Source organism: Novosphingobium sp. THN1 (assembly GCF_003454795.1).
Classification (GTDB): domain Bacteria; phylum Pseudomonadota; class Alphaproteobacteria; order Sphingomonadales; family Sphingomonadaceae; genus Novosphingobium.
In genome coordinates this window covers 2015712-2037108 of sequence record NZ_CP028347.1, presented here as the reverse complement: position 1 = coordinate 2037108, position 21397 = coordinate 2015712, and the positions used below count along the sequence as shown (strand labels likewise).

Genomic DNA, 21397 nt, shown 5'->3' with positions numbered 1-21397 from the left:
CCGGAAGCCCGATATTCCGGCTCGCGGGAATCCAGCCCCTGCCAAAGGAGGAAGGCTGATGCGGATCGGCGGCATGCGGCATGGGCGGCTCCCGTTTGGAACGAAACGGGAACTTCTAGGCGAGGATGGGGGTGTAGGAAAATGGTTTTTGGTTCACGCAGAGGCGCGGAATGCACCATCCTTCTCGTCGTCCGTCGTTATCTCACCTCTTGACTGATTACCGCACCGCTGACATTTTAACTCTGTTGTCTCGTCGAGGTCGTCCAGGTGGGCGCGCCTATTGGTGGCGGACAGCGGAAATAAGAGGTACTATTATGACGTCTGTAAGCACAGCCGCGAACCTTTTCGCGTTCCCTTATCACAACTGCCGGAACATCAGTTCGCCTGAAGACATGGCAGCGGGCCGCAAAGTCTATTCTGGAACCGCACCCGCCCGTTCCGTTCTCGAACTCGAAGACAACGAGAACGTCCGCGAGTACTTGGTCGAGGCCAAGGGCAAGCAGAAGAAGTCTCCGACGCTCGTTCACCAAGCCATCCGCAAGACCTTGGAATCCAACACCGAGTTGTTTTCGATTCTCAATGGTGGAATCGTGATTGTTGCGCGCGATGCCGAAGTCGACGACAAGTCAAGACAGATGACCTTGCTCAAGCCAAGCATCATCAATGGATCGCAGACCCAAGGTGAACTTCGGCGCTTCTTCACTAAGACGTTCAACGCTGACTACATCGAACCGAGTATCCGGTTCGAGATCATCGTGACCGACGACGATGACTTGATTGCGGACATTTCCATCGCGCGTAACTTCCAGAACGATGTGCGGGCTTTGTCCATTGCGGGCCGTCGTGGCCAACTCGACGAACTCGAGCAACGCATGGAAGCGGTGTTTCCGGGAACGCAGTTGCAGAAGTCCGAGAGTGACCAAAACGACACGGGCGGCAGCCTCGACACCGAGAAGCTGATACAAGTGACGTTCGCATTGCTACCTGCGTCGATGATGCAGAAGTTCGGTGCACAAGCGGACCCTGAAAACAAGGTGTTCTCCTACAGCCAGAAGACCCGTTGCTTGAAGATGTTCCAGCGAATGGTCGAGGAACCCGAGAATACCGAAGTTTACGAGTGCTTCTTGGACATTGCGCCGATTGCTTGGGGCCTCTATCTCAAGTGGAAGTCGCATCAAGGGTTTATCGGCACTGGAATCCGTTCCATCGAACGCGAGAACCGGACTGTGAAGGAAGTGCCTGATGGGCTTATCTTCCCAATCATCGCCGCGAACTCAGTCTTCATCAAGCATGACGGTGTGCGTTGGTCGATTCAAGCACCAAAAGTGATGACCGACGACGAACTGATCCGTGCGGCTGATCAAGCATACAAGGAAATGGCCGATCACAACCCACAGACCATGGGCAAGAGTAAGGCTTGCTACTCGCACCTCATTCAGGTGACGAGCCTGATTGCGCGCCTCGCAGCCTGACAAAAAGAAGTGGGCGGTCATACTTGGCCGCCCGCATTTAAAGTGCTCCCGATTGATACGCTGACCGCTTTTTTGCAGGCCGGTTTAGCTCAACGGTAGAGCAAGCCCCTCATGAGGGCCGGGTTGCAGGTTCGAATCCTGTCGCCGGTACCATTCCGGGTTTTCGGGATGGCGTTTTTCTCACCCGCTTCCAACTTCGGCCAGGCAGACGAGCTGCAAAGCCTTTGTATCCTTCCCCCATCCAGGGAGAAGGGTTGCGGGGTGGTCACCACTTGCTTCGTCATGCTGAACTTGGTTCAGGATCCATTTTGCCGATTGGGCCTCCGCATGTGGGGAGAGATGGACCCTGAGCCGCGTTCAGGGTGACGGGGTTTGCATTTCGAGCTGGTCGTGTTGCGAGGGTGCCCCTCCACCATCCTGCGGATGGTCCCCCTCCCCGCGACGGGGAGGAACTGGGGTGCCCCTCCACCATCCTGCGGATGGTCCCCCCTCCCTCCCCGCCTTCGCGGGGACAGGCCGGGGCGGAAATTCCGGCACTTCCGTCAGCCGCTTTGCGGCCCCCTCTCCCAACCCTCTCCCCTGAAGGGGAGAGGGCTTTTGGGGTCAGCGTTTCAGCAGGGGGCCATGTATTGGCCGGTGAAGCTGCGGGGGTTCTTCGCCACCTGTTCGGGCGTGCCCTCCGCGACGATCTCGCCGCCGCGGACGCCGCCTTCGGGGCCGAGGTCGATGATCCAGTCGGCGGTCTTGATCACGTCGAGGTTGTGTTCAATCACGACGACGCTGTTGCCCTGTTCGACGAGGCGGTGGAGGACTTCGAGGAGCTTGCGCACGTCTTCGAAATGGAGGCCGGTTGTGGGCTCGTCGAGGATGTAGAGCGTCTGCCCGGTGCTGCGGCGGGCGAGTTCCTTGGCGAGCTTGACGCGCTGCGCCTCGCCGCCTGACAGCGTCGTCGCCTGCTGGCCGACCTTGACGTAGCCCAGGCCCACTTCATTGAGCATGTGCATCCGGTCCCGGATCGGGGGCACGGCCTTGAAGAACTCCTCGGCATCCTCGATCGTCATGTCGAGCACGTCGGCGATGGAGTGGCCCTTGAACTTCACCTCGAGCGTTTCGCGGTTGTAGCGCTTGCCGTCGCACTCCTCGCAGGTCACGTAGACGTCGGGCAGGAAGTGCATCTCGATCTTGATCAGGCCATCGCCCTGGCACTTCTCGCAGCGGCCACCCTTGACGTTGAAGCTGAAGCGGCCGGCCTTGTAGCCGCGCGCGGCGCTTTCGGGCAGGCCGGCGAACCAGTCACGGATCAGGGTGAATGCGCCGGTGTAGGTAGCGGGGTTGGACCTGGGGGTGCGGCCGATGGGCGACTGGTCGATTTCGATCACCTTGTCGCAGTTCTCGAGCCCGGTGACGCGATCGTGGGCGCCGGCGATGACGCGCGCGCCGTTGAGCGTGCGGGCGGCGACGGCGTGGAGCGTGTCGATGGTGAAGCTCGACTTGCCCGAGCCTGAAACGCCGGTGACGCAGGTGAAGGTGCCCAAGGGGATTTTCGCGCTGACGTTCTGGAGGTTGTTGGCGCGCGCACCCTCGACGCCGATGAACAGGCCGTTGCCCTTGCGGCGGACCTTGGGGACTTCGATCCTGCGCGCGCCGGTGAGGTACTGGCCGGTGAGGCTGTTGGGGTTGGACAGGATATCGTCCAAGGTGCCCTGCGCGACGATCTCGCCGCCGTGGACGCCCGCGCCGGGGCCGAGATCGACCACATGGTCGGCGGTGCGGATGGCGTCCTCGTCATGCTCGACCACGATCACGGTGTTGCCGAGATCGCGCAGGCGCTTGAGGGTTTCGAGCAGGCGGTCGTTGTCGCGCTGGTGGAGGCCGATGGAGGGTTCGTCGAGCACGTAGAGCACGCCCGAGAGGCCCGAGCCGATCTGGCTGGCGAGGCGGATGCGCTGGCTTTCGCCGCCCGATAGGGTGCCGGAGGTGCGATCGAGGTTGAGGTAATCGAGGCCGACGTTGTTGAGGAAGCCGAGGCGCTCGTTGATTTCCTTGAGGATGGCGCGGGCGATCTGGCTCTGCTGGCTGGTGAGCTGGCTGTCGAGATTGGCGTACCATTCGACCGCGGCGGCGACGGAGAGGCGGGTGACCGAGGAGATATCGCGGCCCGCGACCTTGACCGACAGCGCCTCGGGCTTGAGGCGCTTGCCTTCGCAAGTCTCGCACGGTTGCGCGGTCTGGAACTTGCCCAGCTCCTCGCGCATCCAGGCGCTTTCGGTCTGCAGCATGCGGCGGTTGAGGTTGCCGATCACGCCTTCGAAGGCCTTGTTGACGGTGTAGGACTTCTTGCCGTCGATGAAGGTCAGGGGCACGGCCTTGCCGGCGGTGCCATAGAGGATGACGATCTTGACCTCGGCCGGAAGCGCGTCCCACGGCGTATCGAGGCTGAAGCCGAAGTGGCCCGCGAGGCTGGCGAGGACCTGCATGTAATAGGGCGACGGCGGGTTGCTCTTCGCCCAGGGGACGACGGCGCCCTGCTTCAAGGAGAGGTTTTCGTTCGGGACGACGAGCTGCGGATCGAACAGGAGCTTTTCGCCAAGGCCGTCGCAGGCCGGGCAAGCGCCCTGGGGGGCGTTGAACGAGAACAGGCGCGGTTCGATGGATTCGATGGTGAAGCCGCTGACCGGGCAGGCGAACTTTTCGGAGAAGACGATGCGGTTGGCGGGGAGGCCCGTCTTCTTCATCGCTCCCTTCTTGCCCTTGGCGTCCGCTTCCTCTTCGCGGCCGGGGACGACGCCATCGGCGAGATCGACGTAGGCGAGGCCGTCGGCCAGCTTGAGCGCCTGTTCGAAGCTGTCGGCCAGGCGGGTCTGGATGCCGTCACGCACGGCGATGCGGTCCACCACAACCTCGATGTCGTGCTTCAATTTCTTGTCGAGCGCGGGGGCATCCTCGATCGGCATGATCTCGCCGTTGATGCGGACGCGGGTGTAGCCGGCCTTCTGCCATTCGGCGAGCTCGCGGCGGTATTCGCCCTTGCGGCCGCGCACGACGGGGGCGAGCAGATAGGCGCGGGTGCCTTCGGGCAGGGCCATGACGCGATCGACCATCTGCGACACGGTCTGCGCGGAAATCGGCTCACCGGTGGCGGGGCTGTAGGGAATGCCGATGCGCGCCCAGAGCAGGCGCATGTAGTCATAGACCTCGGTCACCGTCGCCACGGTGGAGCGCGGGTTGCGACTGGTGGTCTTCTGCTCGATCGAGATGGCGGGCGAGAGGCCGTCGATATGTTCGACATCGGGCTTCTGCATCATCTCAAGGAACTGGCGCGCATAGGCCGACAGCGATTCCACGTAGCGGCGCTGGCCCTCGGCATAGATCGTGTCGAACGCGAGGCTCGACTTGCCCGAGCCGGACAGGCCGGTGATGACGATCAGGCTGTCACGCGGGAGATCGACGTCGATCCCCTTGAGGTTGTGTTCACGGGCGCCGCGGACGGAAATGGTGGTCAAGGACATGCGCGGCGGTGTTCCATATTTGTTCGGGTTTCGCAAGGGATTCGGGCATGGGAGAAGGCCCGGCAATCCTGGCCATGTGGGGAGCGGGAGGACGCGGTGCAATATGGGCTTTGGGGGAGCCGCCCTGCCCTGCCCCACGGTGCCGCGATGAACCGCGCGAGCGCTGCGACCGGCCGCAAACGGTTCGGCGCAAGGTGGATTGTGGCAATGCGCGCGCAAGGCGATCAAGGCCGCAGAACATGAGGGTCAAGGCAATGGACGTACGGACGATGTGCAGCGCGCTGGCGCTTGGGGTTGTGGCCTTGCCGGGCGTGGCGCTGGCGGACGATCCCTATGACCCGCAGATGCGCACGCAGGCGGCGCGCGAACGCGACCGCGCGATCATCCGCAAATTGAACCAGCAGGAACTCGCCCGCGTGCGCGAACGCGATGCCCGCTATGCAGAAGGTTGGGCGGCGTGGCGCGAGCATGACGCCCGCAATGGCCGTGCAGGACGTGACGCCGACCGCGCCTATGCGCAAGCCCAGGACGATTACGAGCAGCGCATGGCCGAATGGCGCCGCGCGGTGGCGGCGTGCCGGGCCGGGCGCTACGAATACTGCGCGCGGTGAGCGTGGCTCGAGGCGTTCACGGCACGAGTTTGCCCACGACTACCCCTTGCGCCGACAGAACCGGATTGAAGCCGGACGAATCCTTGAAGTGAACGTCTGTGATGCGGAACTGGAACTGTCCGCCCAGTTCAACGCCATCCGGCCCATAAAAGAGCCCGGACATAGAGCCCACCTTCGCGTTGTTCTGAGAAAGATCCGACAGGAAGCTGCGGCCTGAAGCGAAGCCGCTTGTAAAGAGTATGGGATCGTATGCCAGTGATTGCCCGGAGGTGCGATTGATCAAGATCGGCAACATCGAGCCTTCGAAGGTGCTGGCATCAAAGTTCACGATAAACGTGGCTGCCCCCCTCAAATCCTTCCGGACCTGAGGGCTGAGCCCGGCCATGGCATCGCCATATATCTGGGCATTGTAGGTTGCCCTGCCGTTCCGGGGGCTGTCGAGGATGGTAGGACCGGTAACGCCCATCACCGCGAAATACGATTGTTCGATCGTGCCCGCCCCGGACGCTATGGTCTTCAAGAAATTGCCGAAGGTCGTATAGGACAGCTTGATATCGGGATTGGCGCCACCGGGATTGAACAGCTTGAGCTGCTCTGTCCCATCAGCGACAATCTTGCGGTATATTGTGTAGCGCGCGTCAGACTCGGCCGAAACAATGTCCTTTGCAGCGAGGCTGACCTGTTCCGACGAGCCGGGCTTGTAGGTGTATGAGCCGTCTGCAACGCGAAACTGCACTTTGGCGCCCTGTGTCTCGAACAGCACATCGTAGGGAAGGTCAGGTATGAACCGGTAGAGTTCGGCTGTCGGTCCGGCTTTGCCAATCATGAAGCCGGCGAAAGCGGCGCGGCTGTCAGGCGACTGCCCGTAGAAGGTGGCCCCGACTTCGTTGCCGCTCGGGCCATAAAATGCGCCCTCCCATTTTGCTGAAACACCGCCGAGGGTGAAGTCGCCATCAAAGCTGCTTGATCCGGAACTGATGCGCGAACTACCGGCCCATTCGGGACCTTCCTGATCGGCATTATCGTAGACACGCGTCTGGCGAGCCAGCCCCTGCGTCCGGATCTGCCCTGTCGCAAAGTCAACAACGACGACGCCGGATCCTCTGAGCCGGTACGCCGTATCCGTGACCAGCGTGCCGAACAGGAAAGTGCCAAAAAGCGCCTTGCCGGTCGTCGGTACTTGCGATGGGCGCGATGGGTAGCCGTAGGTGAAGGCCAGATCGGTGGCAGACACCTGGCCAGAACCGTTTATCAGTTTCTCGTAGAGGCCGCCGCCAACATAACTGCAGCAAGTTCCGCCGGAGTTGCTTGTCAGGAACAGGCTTTCCGATGCGTTGCCCGTCTCCTTGCGAAACTCGACCTGACGAAGCCCGGAAGCGATCACATCCGATCGCGCGAAGGACTGGTTTACCCCGTCGCCAGAGATGCGATAGCCGCCGGTTGCTCCGTCGTATGAGATAGAAAGGGGCGTCTTGGCCGCGCTGGCCTGAGTAGTCTGGCCCGTGTCAGAACTCACCACGGTCTGCAACTTCGCCGCAACATTAGCGAACGATTCCGAAACCTTGAGATCGTTCAACGAGGTGTTTGCAGGCGTGGGCGTAGGTGTAGGGGTGGGTGTCGGGGTTGGGGCAGGCGTGGGTGTGGGTGTGGGTGTGGGTGTGGGTGTGGGTGTCGGAACCGGCGTTGGCGTGCTGCTCACACCGCCGCCACTACCGCCGCCGCACGAGGCCAGCAGGAGGGCAAGCGTCGTGGCGGCCGTTGCGGCGAAAATCTTGCGGTTCACGGTTGCCCCAGTTTCTGGTCCGAATCCCTATATTCGAACACCAATTCGGATGAAGAAATAGCCGGAAGCGATGATAATCGCGAACGTCTATTTGGCTCAAATATGTGATCTTTGTCACATTCTCAAAGGCTTGTTGAGATGGAAACGGGGCCAAAGAACAAATGCCCACCCCTGCCCCTCCCGCCTGCGGGAGGGGGGAAGTGGTCGTGCTCAGTTCTTCTTGCCGAAGAGGGCGCCCTGGACGCTGAGTGTGGTGTCGGTGGTGCCGTTGAGGAAGAAGGTGTAGCCGGCCTCGACCCCGCGCGGGCCGAAGAAGGCACCGCTGAACGCGCCCGATGCGTTGCTTCCCGACAGCGTGCCGGTGAAGCCCGGGCCGGAACTGCTGATCGTGCCGGTGCCGTCGTAGTTGCCGATCTGGGTCACGGTCGAACTGCCGGGCAGCTTTCCGGCAAGGGCGAGGCTGGTGTTGACCGAATTGCTGCCGAAGTTGGCCGAGAACGTGCCGGTGGACTCTCCGAACAGGACATAGGGTTGTCCGTTCCTGGCCGCGAGCCCTACGACTTGCGTGGAATAGGTGGCGCTGCCGCTGCGCGGAACGTCGGACGCCTGCGTGGGCACGCCGCCGACCAGACCGTAGCTCCGTTCTGCGCCCGGCTGGAAATGCGTCCAGTTTCCGAGCAGGGTATAGCTGAGCTTGACGCCGTTCACGCTGGGACTGGAGATGGACAGGACATCGAGGTTGCCATTGCCGCTGGGCTTCTGCCAGGTGACCGTGGTATCGTTCTCCTGGGTCACGTTGGCCGGGGTGAATTCGACGACAAGGCCGCTGCCGTTGTTGAGATTATAGGTATCGGTCGCCGCGAAATACTTGATCTCCACGCCCTGGCCGAAAGCAAGCGTGCTTTCGTTCCTGAGTTCCGGGCCGACGGGTACACCGGTGATACCGCCCGACTGGAAGGTCTGGTCGCCGGTCAATTCAGCGAGCGTCTTGTAGGTGACCGGCGGAGGCGTGGATGCCATGCCACCGCCATCGCCGCCACCGCATGAGGCCAGCAGGGTTGCGAGCGAAAGCGTGACGGTAGCGTTGCGCAGCGTTGTGATCATGTTGCCCTCTGTTGCTGCCCGAATCTCCATTCCGGGCAGCCTGATGACAAGCACTAGAAGCAAACCCTTACGGGTGCGAACGTAAAGGCAGGGCAAGCATGTGATTTTTATCACAATCCCTGCGTGCGCAAAGGTGCATGATCGCCATGCTGGGGCCGAATTTCGTCGGTAAACTACGTAACTTTGTCGAAACCATACAATCGCGCGTGACGAAACTTTGCTAGGGCCTGCTAACCAAAGTTAGGGTTTCAGGGCCACCAAGCATGAGCGCCGACACTACAGTTCCAGCCAATCCGCCTGCGCAGAGCCTGTTCTGCCGCAGCGCGCGCGCGCGTGAGGACCGCCCGGCAATTTCGATGCGGGTGCGGGAAAGCTTTGCCGCCCATTTCGCGGCCGACTTCGCAGCGGCAATGACCGAGCATCGGCACGAGAACGACCAGATCGCCCCGACCGCGGCGTAAGACCTTTCTACATCGCCAGCGCCATGTGGCCGGGCTCACCCAGCCAGCGTGCATCGAGATTCCAGACGCGGGCGATGACCTCTTGCGAGAGAGCATCACGCGGCTTGCCCTGTGCGGCGACGCGGCCGCCATCGAGCACGACGACGTAATCGGCGTGATTCATTGCCAGAGCGAGATCGTGGACGACGAGTACGACTCCCCGGCCCTCTTCCGCACGCCCGCGCAAGGTGCGGATCAAGGCTTGCTGGTGGGCAAGATCGAGCGCGGCCAGCGGTTCGTCCGCGAGAATCCAGTGCGGCTGCGTAGCAAGGACGCGGGCAAGCAAAGCGCGGGCGCGCTCGCCGCCTGACAGGGTGGAAAGCGCGCGATGGGCCAGCGGTTCGAGCTGCATCGTCGTGATGGCTTGCGCGACGGCTTCGGCATCCTCTGCAGGGCTGGCGCGGTGCGGCAAGCGGCCGAGGCTGACAAGCGTGCGGACCGCGAGGTTCCACGCAACCTCACCCGATTGCGGAAGGTAGCCGATGCGGCGCGCTCGCTCCTGCGCGAGCATCTGCGCAAGCGGCTGGCTGGCAAGGGTGACGGTGCCGGTGGCAGGCTCGATCAGGCCGGCAAGCGCGGCGAGCAGCGTGGACTTGCCTGCGCCGTTCGGGCCGACAATGGCAGTGACACCGCCTGCGCGCAGTTGCGCGGTCACGCCATGCAGGCGGTGCGGGATAGAGACACCGAGTGCTTCGAGCATCATGCCAGTTCCCGCCGCAGCTTGAGGAGCAGGCGCAGGAAGAAGGGGGCGCCGGCAAGGCTGAGCGCGATGCCGAGCCGCAGTTCGCCGCCTTGCAGCGGAAGCACCCGGCACAGGCAATCGGCGACGAGCAGCAGCAGCGCTCCGGCAAGGGCCGATGGGAGCAGGGTCGCCGAAGGGCGCTGGTCGGTGAACGGGCGGACGAAGTGCGGAACCATCAGGCCGACGAAACCGATCATGCCGGCAACCGCGACGCCGCTGCCGACGATCAGGCCGATGGCGACGATCATCACGCCAAGCAGGCGCACAGGCTCGACCCCGAGCGAGCGGGCGGCGGCCTCACCGAGCGCCAATGCATCGAGCGCGGGGGCGGCGCGCCAGAGGGCGGCGAGGCCCAGCACGGTGAGCGGCGCGGCAAGCCGCACTTCGTGCCAGCCGCGATCGGCCAGAGCGCCCATCAGCCAGGTGACGATCTCGGACAGGGCGAAGGGATTGGGCGAGAGGCTGATGGCGAGGCTGGTCATGGCGCCGGCGAGGCTGGCGATCATCATGCCCGCCAGCGTGAACAGGGCGATGCCGCCGCTGCGCCCGGCGATCAGGGCAAGCAGGGCCATGGCTCCGGCGGCTCCGGTCAGCGCGAAGAGCGGCAGCGTGAGGGCCTGTGTTTCGTGGCCGGTGTAGAAGGAGAGGACCGCGCCGAGGGCCGCAGCGGGAGCGATGCCGAACAGGCCGGGATCAGCCAACGGGTTGCGCAAGTAGCCTTGCATGGCTGCACCGGCGGCGCCCAGGCCGGCGCCAAGCGTCAGGGCGAGGAGCGCGCGGGGCAGGCGCAGTTCCATGAGGATCGCGGTGGCGTTGGGGACCGGGGGCCGAACGGGTCTATCCACACCTGTCCGGCGAGGAGCGAGAGCGGGAGGGCGAGCGCGAGGGCGGCTGTGAGAACGATGACGGGGCGGGTCATCGCGAGTGCCCCTCCACCATCTGCGATGGTCCCCCTCCCCGTGCCGGGGAAGAATTGCGGACTTGCGCCAGCCTTTGGGCGGCGGCGATCATGGTGGGGCCGCCGCAGTATAGAAGTTTGGGATTCAGGGTGGCGCGCTGGGTGCTGCGCAGCGCCCTGAGCGCGGGGTGGCTGAGGACGCGGTCGTCGCCCTTCCCTGTCTCGGCGGTCTGCCTGGCGACGAGGATCAGTTCTGGCGGGTCGGCGAGCATCTTCTCGAGCGGGAGGAGATCGGCTTGGCCAAGACCGCGCGCGGCGGCGAAGTTGGTGTAGCCGGTGCTGCGCAGGAGGTCGGCGATGAGGGTGCCGTCGCCGGGGACCATGCCGCCGGATTGCCAGACGACGGTCTGGATGGACCTTGCGCCCGGCGGCGGGGCGGCCTCGGCGAGTGCGGAGTCTATGCGGGCGATCAGCGCCTCGCCGCGATCCGGGTGTCCGGACAGCGCGGCGATCTGGCGGATCTGGTCGCGGCTGGCCTGGATGGTGCTGGCCATGCCCAGCGTTTCAAGCCGCAGGCCGAGGCGCTGGTAGGCGCTGGCGGTGGCGGGATCGATGAACGTGCTGCCAAGGACGAGATCGGGCTTGAGGGCGAGGACTTCCTCGACCGTGCCACGCGTTGCGGGCAGCGCGCTGGCGAGGCGCGCGTCCATCGAGGCGGAGCGCGGGTCCTTGCTGTAGTGCGAGATGGCGAGGATCTGCGCCGGGTCTGCCACTTCGGCGAGGATCGCGTCGGTGCAGGGATTGAGGCTGACGATGGTGGGGTGCGCGACCGCGCGAGATCCGGGAGTGGCCTTGCCTTGGGGGATGCAGCTGGCGGTAAGGGACGCTGCGAGCAAGACCACCCCCGGCCCCATCCTCGAGCGAGGATGGGGCGAAGAGCTTTTGCTTGTGGCGCAAGCCGTTGCATCAGTACCGCGCGCGAATGCCGATGTAGGCAGAGCGACCCCAGGTGCCGTAATCGGCGACGGTCTGGTAGTTCACGTCGAACACGTTCTCGACACGGCCGTAGAGTTCTACCTTCTCGGTAAGGGGGAAGCTCGCGCGCACGGTGGTCAGCGCGTAGCCATCGAGGCGGCGGGTGTTCGACGCGTTGTCAAAGCTGTCTCCCACGAGGCGCAGATCGGCACCGAGGGTGAGCCCGGCGAGCGGTGATGTCCAGTCGCTCGACAGGGTCAGCGCATGAGCCGGACGACGGGCGAGATCCTTGCCGAAGTTCGCGGTGCCGCGCGTGCGGTTCTCGGTTTCGAGATAGGTATAGGCGGCCTGCAGGTGCAGCGTATCGGTAGGGCGGGCGCCGAGTTCGGCTTCGACGCCCTGTGCACGGGCGAAGCCGACATTGTCGTAAAGGCCGTAGGGGCGCGTGGCGCAGGCGTTCAGGCTGGCGCAGGAGACGAAGGTGATCAGGTTGCGGCTGTCGCGACGGAAGACGGTGACGGCGGCGTGGAGCTTGCCATAGGGCGCGCCCCATTCGAGTCCGGCGTCATAGCTCTTGCTGCGTTCGGGGTTGAGCGCGGCGTTGCCGTAGTTCGAAAGCAACTGGTAGAGCGTGGGGGCCTTGAAGCCTTCACCGTAGCTGGCGCGCAGGCGCAGTTCCGGAGTGATGCTGAACGAGCCGTTGGCGCCGAAGGTCCATGCCGTGCCGAAGCGGCTGTGGTCGTCGACGCGAACGCCGGCGGCGAGGCTGGCGCGGTCGGTGCTCCAGCCGAGCAGGGCGTGGCCGCTGGTCAGGTTCGCCTTGGCTGGCGCATCGAAGGTGCTGGAGAAGCGGGTCCATTCGCTGTCGCCGCCGAAATCGAGGGTGAAGCTGGCCGGAAGGTTGAGGCGGCCGGTCAGGTCGACGCGCTCCGAGCGGCCCTTGTAGCCGTAGGACGGGTCGGTGCCGAAGGTCGGGTCATAGTAGTCGCGCTTGGTGTCGGAGATGGCGAAGCCGGTGTTGAGCGTGAGATCGCTGCCGGTGTAGCGCAGCCCGACGCGGCCCGAGGCCTGGCGGGTGGTCTGGTATTCGGGAGTATCGCCGAAGACGAGGTAGGTCGGCGGGCCGAAACCGTCGATGTCGGTGCGGGTGTCGGCGTAGCGGGCGGTGGCGACGATGGCGAGATCCTGCGAGAGGTTGACGCGGCCCCGGCCCCCGACGCGCCACTGGCGGAAGCCGTCGGGCTCGCTGCCGACCGCTGCAGTCGAGACGCCGTCGCTGCGGCTGTAGCCGCCGTTGAGGGTGAGCGCGCCGAAATCGCCTGAAAGACCGGCTGCGGCATCGGCGAGGTAACTGTCGTTGGCGCCGAGCTCGGCGCTGGCTTCAACGCCGTTGAGATCGCGCGACTGCACGGCGATCACGCCGCCGATGGCCGCAGAGCCCCAGACGATGGAGTTGGAGCCGCGCAGGACGTCGATGCGCTCGACGCCGCCCGGAGTCAGCGTGCCGAAATCGAAGCCACCCGACGGAGCTGAGACGTCTTCGAGGCGGACGCCATCGACGAGGACGAGAACCTGCTCGGCGTCAGAACCGCGCAGGCGCACGCCGGTGAAGCTGCCGGGGCCACCGTTGCGAGTGATGGTGATGCCGGGGACGCGTTCGAGAACGCGGGTGATGTCTGGCCCTTGGATCGACTGGATTTCGTCGGCGGTGATGACGGTGACGGGCTGGCCGGTCTTGCTCAGGGCAGTTTCGCTGCCGGTGGCGATGACGGTGATCGATGCCGGATCAACCTTGTAGTCTGCGACGACGACATCATCGGCGCCTTGTGCAAAGGCAGGCACGGCAAAAGCGCCAAAAAATACGGGGGCAGAAACGGAAAGCAGGTACTTCTTCACAGGACGCAACTCCGGCCACGAACGGTTGATGCCGTCCATGGCGAGAGGTGCGCTGGGCCATGAATCTGGCGCGCCTCGTCGCGTGCGCCCGGTTCACCCCGCCCGGCCGCGGAACGACTACCATCGGCAGGTTTCCTGGCTCCCGGGTCATCGCCCGCTGCCCGCCTTCCCAGCGCCGGGGATCGAATCCGGCACCAGTGGCATCACTGGACAGCGCGCTCTCCGGTTACAGTTGCGGGGGCAGCGCCGGATTTGAACCGGCTTCCCTCTTAGCCCGTGTTACCGGGCACCGTTGGCGTCGGCGCGGGGAACTAGCGGGAACTTTGCTGCGCTGCAAGAGGAACTACGTACTTCGGGGCAGGTTTGCTGCCCAATTCATTCTCACGCAAAGCCGCAAAGACGCGAAGATGCCGCGCAGGTTTGATAGGACAGCCATCACCTCCTGCGGCGATTATCCAAGAGCATTGCCTGCGGCCGCGCACGACCCCTTTGCGTCTTCGCGTCTTTGCGTGAGGTTTTCCGATTTGAGCGCCAGGCCGTGAGCTTGCCAGTTAACCGGATGGCAGGAGCTTGTGCCGCATCGGGACAGCGGGAAAAGCGGCCGTGCGCGAGGGCGCGCAAAAGGTTAGCGCAATTGAGGATTTTCAGGATTCTGCCCAGCCCCATGCCTCTCGAGCTTGCCTATCGCCCGATCGAACTGCCCGGCGTGGCAGCGACGGCTAATGGCGAGCAGCGCCCGCGCGATTTTGCGGCGCGGATCCGGCGCCGGGACATGCGCTCGATCCGCAAGGCCTTGCGCGCGCCTTCGCTGATGCGGCAGCGGCTGGGCGGCGTGGCTATGTTCGGCGTGCTGGGGCTGCTGCTCGGGCCGACCGGGTGGGGCGAACCGGGCGGCGTTCAAGCGGCTGTCGCGCGCGCCCAGATGGCGGGCCTGCAACCGTTCGAGCGCGGGGGTGACAGCTTTCCGGGCTCGGCGTTCTACTGGCTCGACACCAGCGACAGCGGGATGATAGCGCCGACCGAGGCGCAAGCGCAGTGGGACAAGAGCCATTCGGATGCCGAGATCCTGTCGGCGCGTCCAGTCTCGGCGGCGGGATCGAGCGAGGATCGCTGGCGGGCGCTGCAGTGCCTGACTTCGGCGATCTATTACGAGGCGGCGAGCGAGCCTGATGCGGGGCAACGCGCGGTGGCGCAGGTGGTGCTGAACCGCGTGGCGCATCCGGCCTGGCCAAACACGGTATGCGGCGTGGTCTACCAGGGGTCGGAGCGGCCGGGCTGCCAGTTCTCGTTCGCGTGCGATGGCTCGCTGGCGAGGAAGCCGATGAAGGCGTTCTGGGACCGGGCGCGGCGCGTGGCGGCCGATGCGCTGGCCGGATACGTCTATGCGCCGGTCGGGCTGGCGACGCATTATCATACGACGGCGGTGCATCCCTACTGGGCGCCGAGTCTTTCGTTCATCGGCACGATCGGGGCGCACCGCTTCTATCGCTGGGCCGGCGCTGCAGGGCGTCCGGCGGCGTTTACGGCGCGGTACTTCGGCGGCGAGCCGCTGGCCGCGCCGCATCCGCGCACATGGACGCCCTCGCCTGTCGACATTGCCGATCCGCTGGCGCTGGAGAAGGCGTTCGAGGAAGGGCGGATCGTGGCGCCAGTTGCTGCGGCGACGGTTGCTCCGGTAGCGGCGGTCCCGCAGGCTGCGGCGCAGCAGAGCCTTGTCCGGCCGCAGGTGCTGCCAGGCGTGAAGGCGGGTGCGACCAGCGCGCCGGTTTCCGGCAGCGGTTCGGTGCTGCCGGGGTATGAGAACGCCAACAAGTGGATTGCGCAGCCGGGGGCTTGAGAGCTTCCAAGCCTTTGAATGGTTCACGCAGAGGCGCGGAGGAAGAAGCGAGACGCGGAGGAGCGTCGCGCGCGAACCGATGTGCCGGTCTTCAAATGGGAACCGTGAAGCGGCTTTGCCGCAGCTATCTTCTCTGCGTGTCCTTTTTCTCCTCTGCGTCTCTGCGTGAACAATTCAACGCTCACAGCCTGCACACACCCCTCCACCACTCGCTTCGCGGGCGGTCCCCATCCCCGTTTGTCCTGCGGAGAAACGCGGAGGGTCTGGTTGCGTGTTCTCAATCCGTCGCAAAACCGTTTCAGGACGGATGGTTATTCGTTCCTTTACCGTGTCGTCACACACACTCTTAGCGCTGGTGGGTCTAGGGCGGGGTCGTGGAGAACGGCACCGATTGTCCCCGGCGCCGTCAGAGAGTTGAGGCACCATGCTGCGTTTTGCGCCCCGTTACGGCATCATTTCCCCCTGTCTTTCGCGAAAGATCCAGGCGCGGCACCTGCGGGCGGTAAACGATAATGGGGCAGGCTCAGGGCCAGGCTCGATCTGTCAGGACGAGGCGCTCGATACCGCATTGCGGCTGTTTGCGGCGCATGGCTTCTCGGCGGCGGCGCGTGCACGTGATGCTGCGGTGATCGCTGAGCGCAGCGGCGAACCGGGCCGCGTGGAATTCTGGGTCGAGGTCTGCGCGACGCTCAACCGGCGGATGGCGCGCGACTTCCTGAAGCGCAAGCGCAGCTGATCCGCACCCGGGTTTGCGGAGAGGAAAAGCAAAGGTAAGCCCCGGTGGAAACGCCGGGGCTTTTTTGCTGCAGATTGCTTGCGTATTGCCTTATAAATCTTCGGCTCGCTGACCGACTGGCGGGCAGTTTCGAAGCCATCTTGCTATTGCGAACTGATATCACAAAAACCCCGGATATAGCGGGTTTTCGCGGTTGCATTCGTCTGCGCACAGGCCTAGGGCGCGAGTCATTCTGCCAGAACCTTCCTGTCTCGCGGGGCACGGGAGGGACCTGGGCGAAAGCTCTGCTGGCATTTGTATGCTTGTCCCCGCGAACGGGAAAGGACCGTAGAGCATGGCACGCAAGAAGATCGCGCTTATCGGCGCAGGCAACATCGGGGGCACCCTCGCCCACCTCGCCGCCCAGAAGGAACTGGGTGACATCGTCCTGTTCGACGTGGTCGAAGGCGTGCCGCAGGGCAAGGCGCTCGACCTGTCGCAGTGCGGCCCGGTCGAAGGCTTCGACGCCAAGATCACCGGCACCAACGACTATGCCGACATTGCCGGCGCCGACGTGATCATCGTGACCGCCGGTGTTGCCCGCAAGCCCGGCATGAGCCGCGATGACCTGCTCGGCATCAACCTCAAGGTGATGAAGGCCGTCGGCGAAGGCATCCGCGACAACGCGCCCGACGCTTTCGTCATCTGCATCACCAACCCGCTCGACGCGATGGTGTGGGCGCTGCGCGAATTCTCCGGCCTTCCGCACAACAAGGTCGTCGGCATGGCCGGCGTGCTGGACTCGGCACGCTTCAGCACGTTCCTGGCATGGGAATTCGGCGTCTCGATCCGCGACGTGAACACCTTCGTGCTCGGCGGCCACGGCGACACCATGGTGCCCGTCACCCAGTACTCGACGGTCAACGGCATTCCGGTGCCCGACCTCGTCAAGATGGGCCTGTCGACGCAGGAAAAGATCGACGCGATCGTGCAGCGCACGCGTTCGGGCGGCGGCGAGATCGTCGGCCTGCTCAAGACCGGCTCGGCGTTCTACGCTCCGGCCGCCTCGGGCATCGCCATGGCCGAAGCTTATCTCAACGACCAGAAGCGCATCCTGCCTTGCGCTGCCTACGTCGATGGCCAGTACGGCGTTGACGGCCTCTATGTCGGCGTGCCGGTGATGATCGGTGCAGGCGGCGTGGAGCAGGTGATCGAGATCGAACTCGACGCCGAAGCCAAGTCGAACCTTCAGGTCTCGGTCGACGCGGTCAAGGAACTGCTGGAAGCCTGCAAGGGCATCGACAACTCGCTGGCTTGAGCTGACACGGATCTGCGTCCTCGCCTGAGCGGGGGCGCAAGCGCCTGACGTTCCGGAGTAATTGATGTCCATTCTCGTCGACAAGAACACCAAGGTCATCACGCAGGGGATGACCGGCAAGACCGGCAGCTTCCACACGCAGGCTGCGCTTGATTACGGTACGCAGATGGTTGGCGGCGTGACGCCCGGCAAGGGCGGCACCACCCACATCGGCCTGCCGCAGTTCGACACCGTGGCAGAGGCCAAGGCGGTGACCGGCGCAACCGCTTCGTGCGTCTACGTGCCGCCTTCGGGCTGCGCCGACGCCATCCTCGAGGCGATCGATGCCGAGATGGAACTGATCGTGGCGATCACCGAGGGCGTTCCCGTGCTCGACATGGTCAAGGTCAAGCGCGCGCTGTCGGGTTCGAAGAGCCGCCTGATCGGTCCGAACTGCCCCGGCGTGCTGACGCCGAACCAGTGCAAGATCGGCATCATGCCCGGTTCGATCTTCAAGGAAGGCTCGGTCGGCGTGGTCTCGCGCTCGGGCACGCTGACCTATGAAGCGGTGTTCCAGACCTCGGCCATCGGCCTTGGCCAGACCACGGCTGTCGGCATCGGCGGCGACCCGGTCAACGGCACCAACTTCATCGACGTGCTCGAACTGTTCCTGGCCGACGAGGCGACCAAGTCGATCATCATGATCGGCGAGATCGGCGGCGATGCCGAGGAGCAGGCCGCGCAGTTCCTGATCGACGAGGCCAAGCGTGGCCGCAAGAAGCCGATGGCCGGCTTCATCGCGGGCCGCACCGCGCCTCCGGGCCGCCGCATGGGCCACGCCGGCGCCATCGTCTCGGGCGGCAAGGGCGACGCCGAAAGCAAGATCGCGGCGATGGAAGCCGCCGGCATCAAGGTCTCCGCCTCGCCCAGCCTGCTGGGTGAAACGCTGGCCGAAGTGCTGAAGGGCTGACGTCAAAAGCTACCGCCCGGATAGGTTACCTTGCGTAAGGTGCCACCGGGCGGATGCTTGAAGTTTTTCAGGTAGGCCCCCGCAACGGAAGCGGCCTGCCGTCGTTACGGATTTTTGCGCAAGCCTTGCGAGGTGCGCGCTGGAAGGGTCGGCTCTGCGAGAGTGGAGCGGAAAATGTCCGAAGCCCCCAACCTCCCCGGGGGACCAGGAGTTGATGATGGGTTCTGAACTGCACGATTTCGACGTGGATCCGGCTCAGGAAGGTCCGCAGCCCGGCCCTTCGTGGGCCAACAAGCGCTGGCCGATCACCGATGCCGCGGCAGGCGACGACCTGACCCAGGCGATGGACCCGATGGCGCTCAAGCTCGTCATCGAGAAGGCAGCCAAGAAGGGCGGCGTCGCGCTCGACGAAGCGGCGCTGCAGCAGGCGGCGATGGATTCGATCCGCGCGATGATGCTGATCCGCACCTATCGCGTGCGCGGGCATCTAGCCGCCGATCTCGACCCGCTTGGCCTTGCCCGCCAGAAGCTCCCGGCCGACATTTCGCCCGAGTACCATGGCTTTACCGCCGCCGACATGACCCGCAAGGTCTATCTGGGTGGTGCGCTCGGCCTTGAATGGGCGACCGTCAACGAACTCGTCGCGATCCTGCGCGCAAACTACTGCGGGCACATCGGCTTCGAATACATGCATATTGCCGACGTGGAGGAGCGCCGCTTCATCCAGGATCGCATCGAAGGCGGCGACAAGTCGGTCGACTTCACCCCCAACGGCAAGAAGGCGATCCTCGCCGCCGTGGTGCGCGGCGAGCAGTACGAGAAGTTCCTCGGCAAGAAGTACGTCGGCACCAAGCGCTTCGGCCTCGACGGCGGGGAATCGATGATCCCGGCGCTGGAAGCGGTGATCAAGTACGGCGGCCAGCTGGGCGTCAAGGAAATCGTCTACGGCATGGCCCACCGCGGCCGCCTTAACGTGCTCGCCAACGTGATGGCCAAGCCCTACCGCGTGATCTTCCACGAATTCTCGGGTGGCTCGGCCAACCCCGAGGACGTCGGCGGTTCGGGCGACGTGAAGTACCACCTCGGCACCTCGACCGACCGCGAGTTCGACGGGACCAAGGTGCACATGAGCCTGGTGCCCAACCCGTCGCACCTCGAAACGGTCGACCCGATCGTGCTCGGCAAGGTGCGTGCGCAGCAGGTGTTCCGCGACGATATCGGTGACGACGTGGGGCCTAACGCGCGCCACAAGCAGGTGCTGCCCGTCCTGATCCACGGTGACGCGGCCTTTGCCGGCCAAGGCATCGTGTGGGAGTGCTTCGGCCTTTCGGGCGTACGCGGCTACAACACCGGTGGCTGCATCCACTTCATCATCAACAACCAGATCGGCTTCACCACCTCGCCCCAGTTCTCGCGCGGGTCTCCGTACCCCTCGGACGTGGCCAAGGGCGTGCAGGCGCCGATCCTGCACGTGAACGGCGACGATCCGGAAGCAGTGACCTTCGCCTGCAAGCTGGCGATCGACTACCGTCAGAAGTTCGGCCGCGACATCGTGGTCGACATGTGGTGCTATCGTCGCTTCGGCCACAACGAGGGCGACGAGCCTTCGTTCACCCAGCCGCTGATGTACGCCAAGATCCGTCAGCACCCGGGCGTCAGCGACATCTACGCCAAGCGCCTGGTTGGCGAAGGCGTGATCGATGCCAACTACAAGGGCGAGATCGAGAGCCACTTCGTGGCGACGCTCGAGACCGAGTTCGAGGCGGCCAAGGGCTACAAGGCCAATGAAGCCGACTGGTTCGGCGGCCGCTGGTCGGGCTTCAACAAGCCGGCAGACCCTGTGACCGCGCGCCGCAACGTCGGCACCGGCATCGACCAGAAGCTGTTCGACAGCCTCGGCCGCACGCTGACCACCGTGCCTGAGGACCTCACCGTCCACAAGACGCTGGGTCGCGTGATCGATGCCAAGCGCGAGATGTTCAGCTCGGGCCAGGGCTTCGACTGGGCAACCGGCGAAGCGCTGGCGTTCGGCAGCCTCGTGTCCGAGGGCTATGGCGTGCGTCTGTCCGGACAGGACTGCGGCCGCGGCACCTTCAGCCAGCGTCACGCGGTGTGGGTCGACCAGAAGGACGAACGCAAGTACGTGCCGCTCAAAACGCTGCCGCACGGCACGTTCGAGGTGCTGGATTCGACGCTTTCGGAATATGGCGTGCTCGGCTTCGAGTATGGCTATGCCAGCGCGGACCCGAAGAGCCTGGTGCTGTGGGAAGCGCAGTTCGGCGACTTCGCCAACGGCGCGCAGATCGTGATCGACCAGTACATCGCCGCATCCGAAGCGAAGTGGCTGCGCGCCAATGGCCTCGTCATGCTGCTGCCGCACGGGTACGAAGGACAGGGTCCGGAGCATTCCTCGGCACGCATGGAGCGCTATCTGCAGCTTTGCGCCGAAGACAACATCCAGGTGTGCAACATCACCACGCCGGCCAACTACTTCCACGTGCTGCGCCGGCAGATGCACCGCCCGTTCCGCAAGCCGCTGATCATCATGACGCCCAAGAGCCTGCTGCGCCACCCGTTGGCAAAGTCGGTCGCTTCGGACTTCGTGGGCGAAAGCCACTTCATGCGCATCCTGTCGGACATCAATCCGGCAGCGGACAAGGACACCCGCAAGGTCATCCTGTGTTCGGGCAAGGTCGCCTATGACCTGATCGAAGCGCGCGATGCGGCCGGGATTACCGACACGCAGATCATCCGCCTCGAGCAGCTCTATCCCTTCCCCGGCGAGCCGCTGGCCCTGCGCCTTTCGCGCATGACCAACCTCGAGGAAGTGGTGTGGTGCCAGGAAGAGCCGCGCAACAACGGTTCGTGGTTCTTTGTCGAGCCGATGATCGAGGAATCGCTCAAGGCGGCCAAGAGCAAGGTTGCCCGCGCCCGCTATGCCGGTCGTGCTGCGGCGGCGTCGCCCGCCACGGGCCTCGCCAGCCGCCATGCCAGCGAGCAGGGCGCGCTGGTGGCCGACGCGCTGGGCCTTTCGGTACGTGGCGAGATCCGCCGTCAGAAGAAGAACTGATTTTCCTTCTCCCCGAGG

14 protein-coding genes, 1 tRNA gene, 1 pseudogene and 1 riboswitch are annotated in these 21397 nt (G+C 64.5%); of the genes and pseudogenes, 9 read left to right on the top strand and 7 right to left on the bottom strand.

Going from position 1 to position 21397, the window contains the following annotated elements:
* The first annotated feature begins 314 nt into the window (after nt 1–314).
* Both C7W88_RS10155 and C7W88_RS10150 read left to right on the top strand, forming a co-directional pair.
* A complete protein-coding gene (locus tag C7W88_RS10155) occupies nt 315–1472 on the top strand; it encodes an AIPR family protein (RefSeq protein ID WP_205525160.1) in 1158 nt (385 codons plus the stop codon).
* A gap of 78 nt (nt 1473–1550) precedes the next feature.
* Nucleotides 1551–1625: transfer RNA gene (locus C7W88_RS10150), tRNA-Met, on the top strand.
* Between the two features lie 458 nt (nt 1626–2083).
* Here the strand turns inward: C7W88_RS10150 and uvrA are convergent.
* Nucleotides 2084–4981: an excinuclease ABC subunit UvrA gene (gene uvrA, locus C7W88_RS10140; protein ID WP_118073440.1), complete on the bottom strand. Its 2898-nt coding sequence runs from the start codon at nt 4979–4981 to the stop codon at nt 2084–2086.
* 239 nt (nt 4982–5220) lie between these two features.
* Here uvrA and C7W88_RS10135 point away from each other — a divergent pair, with 239 nt between their 5' ends.
* The gene (locus C7W88_RS10135) at nt 5221–5592 is read left to right on the top strand and encodes a hypothetical protein (RefSeq protein ID WP_240344533.1); all 372 of its coding nucleotides are present in this window, start codon (nt 5221–5223) and stop codon (nt 5590–5592) included.
* A 16-nt stretch (nt 5593–5608) separates the two neighbouring features.
* On the opposite strand, the gene C7W88_RS22645 is transcribed toward C7W88_RS10135, so the two are convergent.
* Entirely contained in the window at nt 5609–7168 is a 1560-nt protein-coding gene (locus C7W88_RS22645) for a transferrin-binding protein-like solute binding protein (RefSeq protein WP_162895988.1), read from the bottom strand.
* Between the two features lie 417 nt (nt 7169–7585).
* Nucleotides 7586–8479: a transferrin-binding protein-like solute binding protein gene (locus C7W88_RS10125; RefSeq protein WP_162895987.1), complete on the bottom strand. Its 894-nt coding sequence runs from the start codon at nt 8477–8479 to the stop codon at nt 7586–7588.
* 263 nt (nt 8480–8742) lie between these two features.
* Here C7W88_RS10125 and C7W88_RS10120 point away from each other — a divergent pair, with 263 nt between their 5' ends.
* Nucleotides 8743–8940, top strand: coding sequence for a hypothetical protein (locus C7W88_RS10120; RefSeq protein ID WP_118073438.1), 198 nt, complete (start codon nt 8743–8745; stop codon nt 8938–8940).
* A gap of 7 nt (nt 8941–8947) precedes the next feature.
* Here the strand turns inward: C7W88_RS10120 and C7W88_RS10115 are convergent, their stop codons facing one another.
* The 4 genes and pseudogenes from C7W88_RS10115 to C7W88_RS10100 form a co-directional block, all read right to left on the bottom strand.
* The gene (locus tag C7W88_RS10115) at nt 8948–9682 is read right to left on the bottom strand and encodes an ABC transporter ATP-binding protein (protein ID WP_205525159.1); all 735 of its coding nucleotides are present in this window, start codon (nt 9680–9682) and stop codon (nt 8948–8950) included.
* Nucleotides 9679–10640, bottom strand: a pseudogene (locus tag C7W88_RS10110) (FecCD family ABC transporter permease). Before C7W88_RS10110 ends, C7W88_RS10115 begins: the two are co-directional and overlap by 4 nt.
* A complete protein-coding gene (locus tag C7W88_RS10105) occupies nt 10637–11521 on the bottom strand; it encodes an ABC transporter substrate-binding protein (RefSeq protein WP_240344532.1) in 885 nt (294 codons plus the stop codon). Before C7W88_RS10105 ends, C7W88_RS10110 begins: the two are co-directional and overlap by 4 nt.
* A gap of 64 nt (nt 11522–11585) precedes the next feature.
* A complete protein-coding gene (locus C7W88_RS10100) occupies nt 11586–13529 on the bottom strand; it encodes a TonB-dependent siderophore receptor (RefSeq protein ID WP_240344531.1) in 1944 nt (647 codons plus the stop codon).
* A gap of 68 nt (nt 13530–13597) precedes the next feature.
* A riboswitch (cobalamin riboswitch) is annotated at nt 13598–13799 on the bottom strand.
* A 355-nt stretch (nt 13800–14154) separates the two neighbouring features.
* Between C7W88_RS10100 and C7W88_RS10095 the strand changes: the two genes are divergently transcribed.
* From C7W88_RS10095 to C7W88_RS10075, 5 genes are all read left to right on the top strand, one after another.
* Nucleotides 14155–15327, top strand: a complete 1173-nt coding sequence (locus tag C7W88_RS10095) for a cell wall hydrolase (RefSeq protein ID WP_118073436.1) — start codon at nt 14155–14157, stop codon at nt 15325–15327.
* A 424-nt stretch (nt 15328–15751) separates the two neighbouring features.
* Nucleotides 15752–16063, top strand: coding sequence for a hypothetical protein (locus tag C7W88_RS10090; RefSeq protein ID WP_118073435.1), 312 nt, complete (start codon nt 15752–15754; stop codon nt 16061–16063).
* Between the two features lie 334 nt (nt 16064–16397).
* Nucleotides 16398–17360, top strand: a complete 963-nt coding sequence (gene mdh / locus C7W88_RS10085; protein WP_118073434.1) for a malate dehydrogenase — start codon at nt 16398–16400, stop codon at nt 17358–17360.
* 64 nt (nt 17361–17424) lie between these two features.
* Nucleotides 17425–18309: a succinate--CoA ligase subunit alpha gene (sucD, locus tag C7W88_RS10080; protein ID WP_062343955.1), complete on the top strand. Its 885-nt coding sequence runs from the start codon at nt 17425–17427 to the stop codon at nt 18307–18309.
* Nucleotides 18310–18526: 217 nt separating this feature from the next.
* On the top strand, nt 18527–21379 hold the full coding sequence (locus tag C7W88_RS10075) for a 2-oxoglutarate dehydrogenase E1 component (protein WP_118073433.1): 2853 nt from the start codon (nt 18527–18529) through the stop codon (nt 21377–21379).
* The last annotated feature ends 18 nt before the right edge of the window (nt 21380–21397 follow it).